Source organism: Sphingobium sp., assembly GCF_003248505.1.
Lineage (GTDB): Bacteria > Pseudomonadota > Alphaproteobacteria > Sphingomonadales > Sphingomonadaceae > Sphingobium.
In genome coordinates, this window is sequence record NZ_QFOA01000147.1 from 1 (window position 1) to 7,207 (window position 7,207).

The following is a 7,207-nucleotide window of genomic DNA, read 5'->3' on the forward strand; positions in this document are numbered from 1 at the left end:
CGCCATTGCCACCCGCTACGACCAGCTGGCCAACAGCTTCCTCGGCATGGTCCACCTCGCCACCGCCAGATACTGGCTCAAATTTGTCCACGCCGCCTAGGGCTGCAATATACTGTACCGCTGGGTGACCTCGGAGAACTGGGCGCCACCGCCGATTATTATCACTCCAGCCCGCTCAGCTTCGTGAACACCTCGCTCCCGGCCTATGATCTGGTCAATGCGCGGCTTGACTGGCGCAATGTGGCGGGAAGGCCGATGGATATCGGCATCTATGTCACCAACGCCTTCAAGGAGAATTATCAGGCCATCGGCGCTGTGTCGGGCGGCGGACTGGGCTTTAATACGGCCATTTATGGCGCGCCGCGCCAATATGGCCTTACGCTGCGCTATCGCTTCGGATCCTGAACCTGATCGGGCGCCCCGCCGCATGAGGCGGGGCGCTATCTTCCGACAGGGCCGCTCCTTCTCCCATCGCATCATGATGCCCAGGCAATGAGGAGACAGGAAGCAATCATGCCCGAACCAATGGACGAGGTGCTGGCCTTTTTCCGCGAAAGCAGCGGTTCGCGCGACGATATGCTTGCGGCGATACGACGCCGGTTCACCGCCGAGACGCGCTGGGAAAATGTCGGCGTCGCATCCACGCTAGGTATCGAGCAGGCGATTCAGTTCGTCTCAGGATTCCTGGAGAAGATTCCGTTTACGCGGTGTGAGGTCGTGGTGCATCACGTCGCGGCCTGCGGCGATACAGTCCTGACGGAAAGAAGCGACATCTTCTATGGCGCGGACGGGGCGGAGATGGTCTCGCTGCGCCTGATGGGCGCATTGCAGATGGACGGGCCGCGCATCGTCGCATGGCGCGACTATTTCGACACCGGCGGATTTTGAGGGCAGGGACATGACCGAACGTAAAGCCGTCTGGGCGCAGATCGTGCCGATGCCGGGCGAAGATCTCGCGGCGCTGGCCCGCAATTACGAAGCTGCCGGGGTGGAGGGGGTGTGGGCGCCACAAATGTTTGGTGCGCCTTTTACGACGCTGGCCGCCGTCGCTCCTGCCACCCAGCGCATCAAGCTGGGCACCGGCATCGCGCTGGCCTTCGTGCGCAGTCCGCTGGAAACGGCGTGCAGTGCGATCGACCTCGACCTTATCAGCAATGGCCGGGTAGTTCTGGGCCTGGGTTCCAGCGCCCAAAGCCAGATCGAAGGGTCATTCGGCAGCGTTTATGGCAAGCCGCTTGCCCATATGCGGGAAATCGTATCCATAATCCGCGCCATCGTGGCGCACGGCCACGGCGGCGACTTGTCGGAATTGAAGGGCGAGTATCACCATCTCGACCTTTCGCATTTCCGCCTGCTGCACCGGCCGGTCCGGGGCGACATTCCGATCGTGCTGCCCGCTGTGTTCCAAAAGGCCTGCATGCAAGCGGCGGAGATTGCCGACGGATTGCTGGGGCATCCGCTGTGGAACGATGCCTGGATCGAACGCGAAGTGATTGCGAATATTGGGGCGGGGTTGGAGCGGGGCGGTCGCGCGCGCAAGGATTTCTCGCTTAATATCTCGATCTTCACGGCTATTTCCAACGATCGGCGCGAAGCGATAGAAGATTGCCGCGGGACTGTGGCCTATTATAGCCAATCGCCGCAATATCTTCGCTATTTTGAGGAGATCGGTTTCGGCAAGGAAGCGTCGGCCATCCAGGCTGCCTTCGCTAAAGGCGATATGGACGGCATGGCAGCCGCCTGCACCGACGCCATGGTGGAAAGCATCGCCATAGTGGGGACGGCTGATGAAGTGCGCGCCCGGGTCGGCGAACGAGCGGCATTGGCAGACGCCATCACGCCGGTCATTCCTCATTATGGCTTATCGGCTGAAAAAAGCGCTGCCTACACGCAACGTATTGCGGAGACATTTTATGACTGAAACGATGACCGGCACTGTCGCCGCCATGGCTGGCAAAGGGTCCTATAACCGCCATTCTGGTCTTCAACAGGCCAATCTGCAATCGGCTTTGCCACTGCTGGCCGATGCCGCAAGTGCAGTCAGCGAACACTCCGCCGGACCGGTTACGATTGTCGATTATGGCGCTTCTCAAGGCCGCAATTCGATGGCGCCCATGGCAAGCGCCATCGACCTTATCCGTCACAAAGATCCGGCACGCCCCGTCCAAGTGGTGCATACCGACCTGCCATCCAACGATTTCGCTTCGCTTTTCACCTTGCTGGCGACCGACCCGACAAGCTATCTCGGCGATCGCGAAAATGTCTATCCATCGGCCATCGGGCGCTCTTATTTCGACAGCATATTGCCACCCGGCAGCGTGGATCTTGGCTGGTCTTCCAATTCGCTTCATTGGATGAGCCGAAGCCCGGTCGACGTCGCCGATCATGGTTGGGCCGTCTACAGTCAGTCTGCTGAGGCGCGCGCTGCGGTCGATGCCGTGCTCGCAGAAGACTGGCTCCATTTTCTTCGCGCACGCGCGACGGAATTGCGTCCTGGCGGGCGCCTGATATGCCAATTCATGGGGCGTGGCACTGACGGTCACGGGTTCGAGTGGATGGCCGGAAATTTCTGGCAGTCTATTGTCGATATGCAGCGTGATGGGCTGTTTACCGCAGAAGAAACGCTGAGGATGACATCGCCCTCGGCCGGTCGATCGCTCGATCAACTGTCTGCGCCGTTCGAGGCGGGGCAGGTGCCCGGGCTGGTGCTCGATCATCTTTCGGCAGTTCCTGCGCCCGATCCCTATTGGGATGCATTGCAGAAGACCGGCAACGCCGCTGAATTCGGGCGGCAGTGGGCAAGCATGATGTGCGCTGCGAACGGCCCCAATTTTCTTGCTCGTCTGGATGCCCATCGCGATCGCGAGCGATTGACCGATGAGATCCGGCAGCGGTTGGCGGAGCGGATTGAAGCCGATCCGCAACCCAGCCAGTCCGTCATCGTAATCATGTCGATCAGCAAAGCCTGGTGAAGGGAAGGATCACCCCGTCTGAAATGCGAAACTCACGCGTCTTAGGCGGCGTGGACAAATTTGAGCCAGTATCTGGCGGTGGCGAGGTGGACCATGCCGAGGAAGCTGTTGGCCAGCTGGTCGTAGCGGGTGGCAATGGCGGACCATGCCGAGGAAGCTGTTGGCCAGCTGGTCGTAGCGGGTGGCAATGGCGCGGTTGATCTTCAGATGCCCGAACATGCGCTCGATGCGGTTGCGCTGCTTGTAGAGCATTCGGTCATACTCAATCTTCACCCGGCGGTTTGATCGGCCAGGAATGACGGCTTCGATCTGCCGTTTGGCAAGGTCGGCACGGATCGCGTCGGCGTCGTAGCCCTTGTCGGCAAGCAGGGCATCTGGGGCACGCTCCGGTAGGACAATCAAGGCATCATAGGCCTTGCAGTCTGCCGCCTCCCCGGCTGTTAGATGGAAGGCGAGTGGTCGTCCGAAGGCATCAGCCAGGCAGTGAAGTTTACTGGTGAACCCGCCCCGCGAGCGGCCAAGAGCGCGTCGATGAGCCCCCCTTTTCCGCCCGCTGCCGAGACGTGGGCGCGGACTGTGGTGCTGTCGATGCTGTAGTGGCCGGTGTCGGCCATGATCTCGGCCAACATCACCGCCACGGTCTCCCAGATCCCGGCTTCGCTCCATCGCCGGAACCGGCGGTAGATAGTGTTCCAGCTTCCGTATTTGGGCGGCACGTCACGCCACGGCGCACCGCACCGCAGTCGCCACAGTATGCCGTTGATGATCGAACGGTTCTGTTCCGGTGGCCTGCCTCGGCCCCGGTTCTTACGCTCGATCGGCAGCAGATCCTTTAGAATGCGCCATTCCGCCTCGGTGAGATCGCCCCGGCTCAAGCCTGCCTCCAAAAGGCAGCTTTGAATCAACGCTTCCGTGCGGCGTCAATAGAGGCATGCCGTCGATCCATGATGTTGCGGTCATTCGACCGGAATGCGATACCTTCGTGATGATCTGGTGGGGTTGGAGAACGAGGCAGCGGCTGGCGCTCATGGCGGGGATGTGCGGCGTTGCCGCAATCCCTTGGCTTGTCATTGGCTCGACATCGAAAGACTGGCGCGCACTGGTAGGTGGCACGGCGTTTCTGTTCATCCCGCAGATTGTCGGATGGCTGCTCTACGTGGGCCTCGCAACCGGCCGCATGCCGTCCGCGTATGGCCGATCAGAAATGCGCGATGCTGCACCACGATGGTTCTGGCTGACAGGCACCCTCTACGCGGGTCTACTGCTTCTTTTTATCTATATCGTTCTAAGCGTCATCATCAGCGGCACGATCTGGGGTCTCTGATGCTCACCCAATATTGACGCCCGGAATTTGTCCACGCCGCCTAGTTTGAACAAAAAGGCAGAAGCGCCCCCGATCGCAAGCTATGCGGCACCGCAAATATGTTGCGACTTCATAACTCTTTGGGGAGGAAAACCTTGAAACATCTACTGTCTATCGCGTGTTCGCTGGGCTCTCTCGCCTTTGCGAACGTCGCGCATGCTCAGGAAGCGGCGCCCGCGCCGCAGAAGCCGGCTGCTTCCCGGCCGCTGAACCAGACCGATGAAATCGTCATCACCGCTCGCCGCGTTGAGGAAAGCCTTCAGTCGACGCCCGTGTCGGTCACCGCATTCAGCGGTACGGAACTGACCAAGGCCGGTATCAGGGATACCGCCGACCTCATGATCAAGACGCCCGGCGTCTATCTGGGCGGTTCCGGCGGCCGGGAGAACTCGGTGTTCCAGATCCGCGGCATGGCAAAGGCGCGCAGCGGCTTCAATTCGCCCGCCGTTGTCAGCTATTTTGCCGACGTGCCGCAGCCGACTTTCGGCAGCAGCGTCGCGACTTACGATCTGGGCTCGGTTCAGGTTCTCAAAGGGCCGCAGGGCACCTTGTTCGGACGCAACACCATCGGTGGCGCCGTGCTCTTCTATCCTGCAGCGCCGACCTATAAAGTGGAAGGCTATGTCCAGGGTTCCTATGGGCGCTTCAACAACGCCTCTCTGGAAGGGGCGCTGAACATTCCGATCGTCGATGGCAAGGTCGCGCTGCGTCTGGCCGGGCGTGCGGAAACGAGCGATGGCTACACCAAGAACTTGGTCAACGGCAAATATTTCGATGACACCGATTCGCGCGCTGTCCGCGCCTCGTTGCTGATCGAGCCTGCCGACGGCTTCAAGAACGTTACGATCTTCGACTATTACAAGAATGATTATAACGGCGATTCTTTCGTCCTTCGCAATATTCGTTCCAGCAGCCCGCTGCTCGACAATCCGCTCGCCCTTCGTCCCGCGGCGCTAGCATTCCTTGCCGCGCAGCAGGCCCGCGGTGCCCGTGTCGTCGAAGCTACGGGTGAACCGCTCAACAGAAGCCGGCGCCTGGGCATCACCAACCGTACCGACATCGACATCACCGACGATGTCGCGTTCACCAATATCTTCGGTTATCGTCGCACCGAAGTTGACTATCACGCCAATGTCGGCGGTTTCGGCTCGCTGGTTTCGGGCAATCCTGCCCTTCGCGGTGCAGCCTTTACCGTATTTCATGCAGGCGCGATCAATAATACCGAGCAGTTCACGAACGAAGTTCAGTTCAAGGGCACGGCAGGAGCGGTCGATTGGCTGCTTGGCGGTTTCTACCTCAAGAGCAAGCCTTTCGGCCCCACCGGGACGGGTAGCAATGCGCTCACCACCAGCACGGGTTATCTGAACACGTTCAACTACAGCTTCTACGATGAGACCAGCAAAGCGCTGTTCGGCAATGTGAACGTTCGCCTGGACAATCTGCTTGAGGGCCTGCGCGCCAATGCCGGTTTCCGCTACACGTGGGATAAGATCACCGCCTGCACCGCGACCGACACGGTCACTTTCGGTCAGGTGGAGCCGGAGGATTGCAATGCCAGCAATCCGGTGCTTCAGTTGCCCGCTACCAATAGCGTGAAGTTCAGCGCGCCTACCTGGCAGGTGGGTCTTGATTGGCAGGCGACATCCGACCTGTTCTTCTATGCTGCCACCCGGCGCGGTTATCGCGCAGGCGGCATCAACAACCCGACCTTGGGCGGAACGCTGGTCAAGTTCCAGAGCTATGGCCCGCAAAAGGTCACCGACGTCGAACTGGGCATGCGCAGCGACTGGGATCTGGCCGACAACGTCCGTTTCCGTTTCAACGTTTCCGGCTTCATCGGGTGGCACAAGAATATCGCCGCTTCCTTGACCGGCGTCCGGACGATCGTGGCTAGCTGCGTTCCCGGCGCCGCACCGCCGGTTTCGCCGGACGGCGACTGCAATGTCGCGAACGACCCCCAATCGGGCACGTTGCTGATCACGGCAGGCACGGCGCGTATCAGCGGCATCGACATTGACGGCTTCCTGAAGCTTGGCAACTTCACCCTGAACTATGGTGCCAACTTCCTCGATCCCAAATCGACCGGGTTCAGCGCCCCACCTGAACTGGCAGCCTATGTTCCTGCCAATTCGGCCATCGGCTTTGACTTTGTGGCGAAGAGAACCTTCACATTGGGCGCGGATTATGCCGTTCCCTTGGATGACGGTACTGAAATCAATGCCCATGCCGATCTGTACAAGACCAGCGATATTGCCTTCACGGACTCGTCGCTCGATGGTTACACATTGGTCAATGCACGGCTGGATTATAATAATGTATTCGGCAGCAAGGCCGATATCAGCCTGTACATGAACAATGTGTTCAACAAGGTCTATGAACAGAGCGGTGCTTTCGACGGTCCTGGTGCCGGTTTCAAGTCGGTGATTCTGGGGCCGCCGCGCCAGTATGGCGTGCGCCTGCGCTATCGCTTCGGTCGATAGGATTGCGGACTGACGACCGGAAGCTTTCGGTCGCCAGTCACATCAAGGATCAGAACAAAGCCGCGGGAGATTATTCCGCGACATATTGAATATTAAGGTCCATAATCGATGGAAAGCGCCTTACCTTTTGCGCTCGCTTGCATCAATTCCTTAAATCTATCTTGTCGCGCAGCCGTTAAGAAATAAGTCCACGCTTCTAAACGCCAAATCGTCTATCTCATCGGGATGGGGTGCGGTTTCCGGTTCGAGGATGACCGAGTTGGTGAAGAAGATGATCTGGGTGAAATGCTCGGTTAGAGCGGTTTTCGACCGTTCTGAATCGGTCTGGGATTCCCTTCGGACGCGATTTCTGATTCAGAATCCGTGCTGGTGAAGGAGGCCGGCATGGATGG

At 59.4% G+C, this 7,207-nt stretch carries 6 protein-coding genes and 1 pseudogene; 6 read left to right on the forward strand and 1 reads right to left on the reverse strand.

The features are described 5' to 3' along the window. Positions 1–183 precede the first annotated feature (183 nt). The 4 genes from DI606_RS19790 to DI606_RS19805 all read left to right on the forward strand — a co-directional run bounded on the left by DI606_RS19790 (position 184) and on the right by DI606_RS19805 (position 2,972). On the forward strand, positions 184–405 hold the full coding sequence (locus DI606_RS19790; RefSeq protein ID WP_367119503.1) for a hypothetical protein: 222 nt from the start codon (positions 184–186) through the stop codon (positions 403–405). Between the two features lie 108 nt (positions 406–513). Beyond that, positions 514–888, forward strand: a complete 375-nt coding sequence (locus tag DI606_RS19795; protein WP_293985688.1) for a limonene-1,2-epoxide hydrolase family protein — start codon at positions 514–516, stop codon at positions 886–888. A gap of 10 nt (positions 889–898) precedes the next feature. After that, complete coding sequence (locus tag DI606_RS19800) at positions 899–1,921, forward strand: LLM class flavin-dependent oxidoreductase (RefSeq protein WP_293985690.1); 1,023 nt, start codon at positions 899–901, stop codon at positions 1,919–1,921. Further along, complete coding sequence (locus tag DI606_RS19805; protein ID WP_293985692.1) at positions 1,914–2,972, forward strand: hypothetical protein; 1,059 nt, start codon at positions 1,914–1,916, stop codon at positions 2,970–2,972. The genes DI606_RS19800 and DI606_RS19805 overlap by 8 nt, the downstream gene beginning before the upstream one ends. Positions 2,973–3,122: 150 nt before the next feature. Here DI606_RS19805 and DI606_RS19810 read toward each other — a convergent pair. Then, positions 3,123–3,847 (reverse strand): annotated as a pseudogene (locus DI606_RS19810) (IS5 family transposase); the annotation flags it as partial. 56 nt (positions 3,848–3,903) lie between these two features. On the opposite strand from DI606_RS19810, the gene DI606_RS19815 reads away from it, so the two are divergent. Together DI606_RS19815 and DI606_RS19820 are read left to right on the forward strand one after the other, a co-directional pair. Beyond that, a complete protein-coding gene (locus DI606_RS19815) occupies positions 3,904–4,296 on the forward strand; it encodes a hypothetical protein (protein ID WP_169574603.1) in 393 nt (130 codons plus the stop codon). A 134-nt stretch (positions 4,297–4,430) separates the two neighbouring features. Further along, on the forward strand, positions 4,431–6,815 hold the full coding sequence (locus DI606_RS19820) for a TonB-dependent receptor (protein ID WP_293985697.1): 2,385 nt from the start codon (positions 4,431–4,433) through the stop codon (positions 6,813–6,815). The last annotated feature ends 392 nt before the right edge of the window (positions 6,816–7,207 follow it).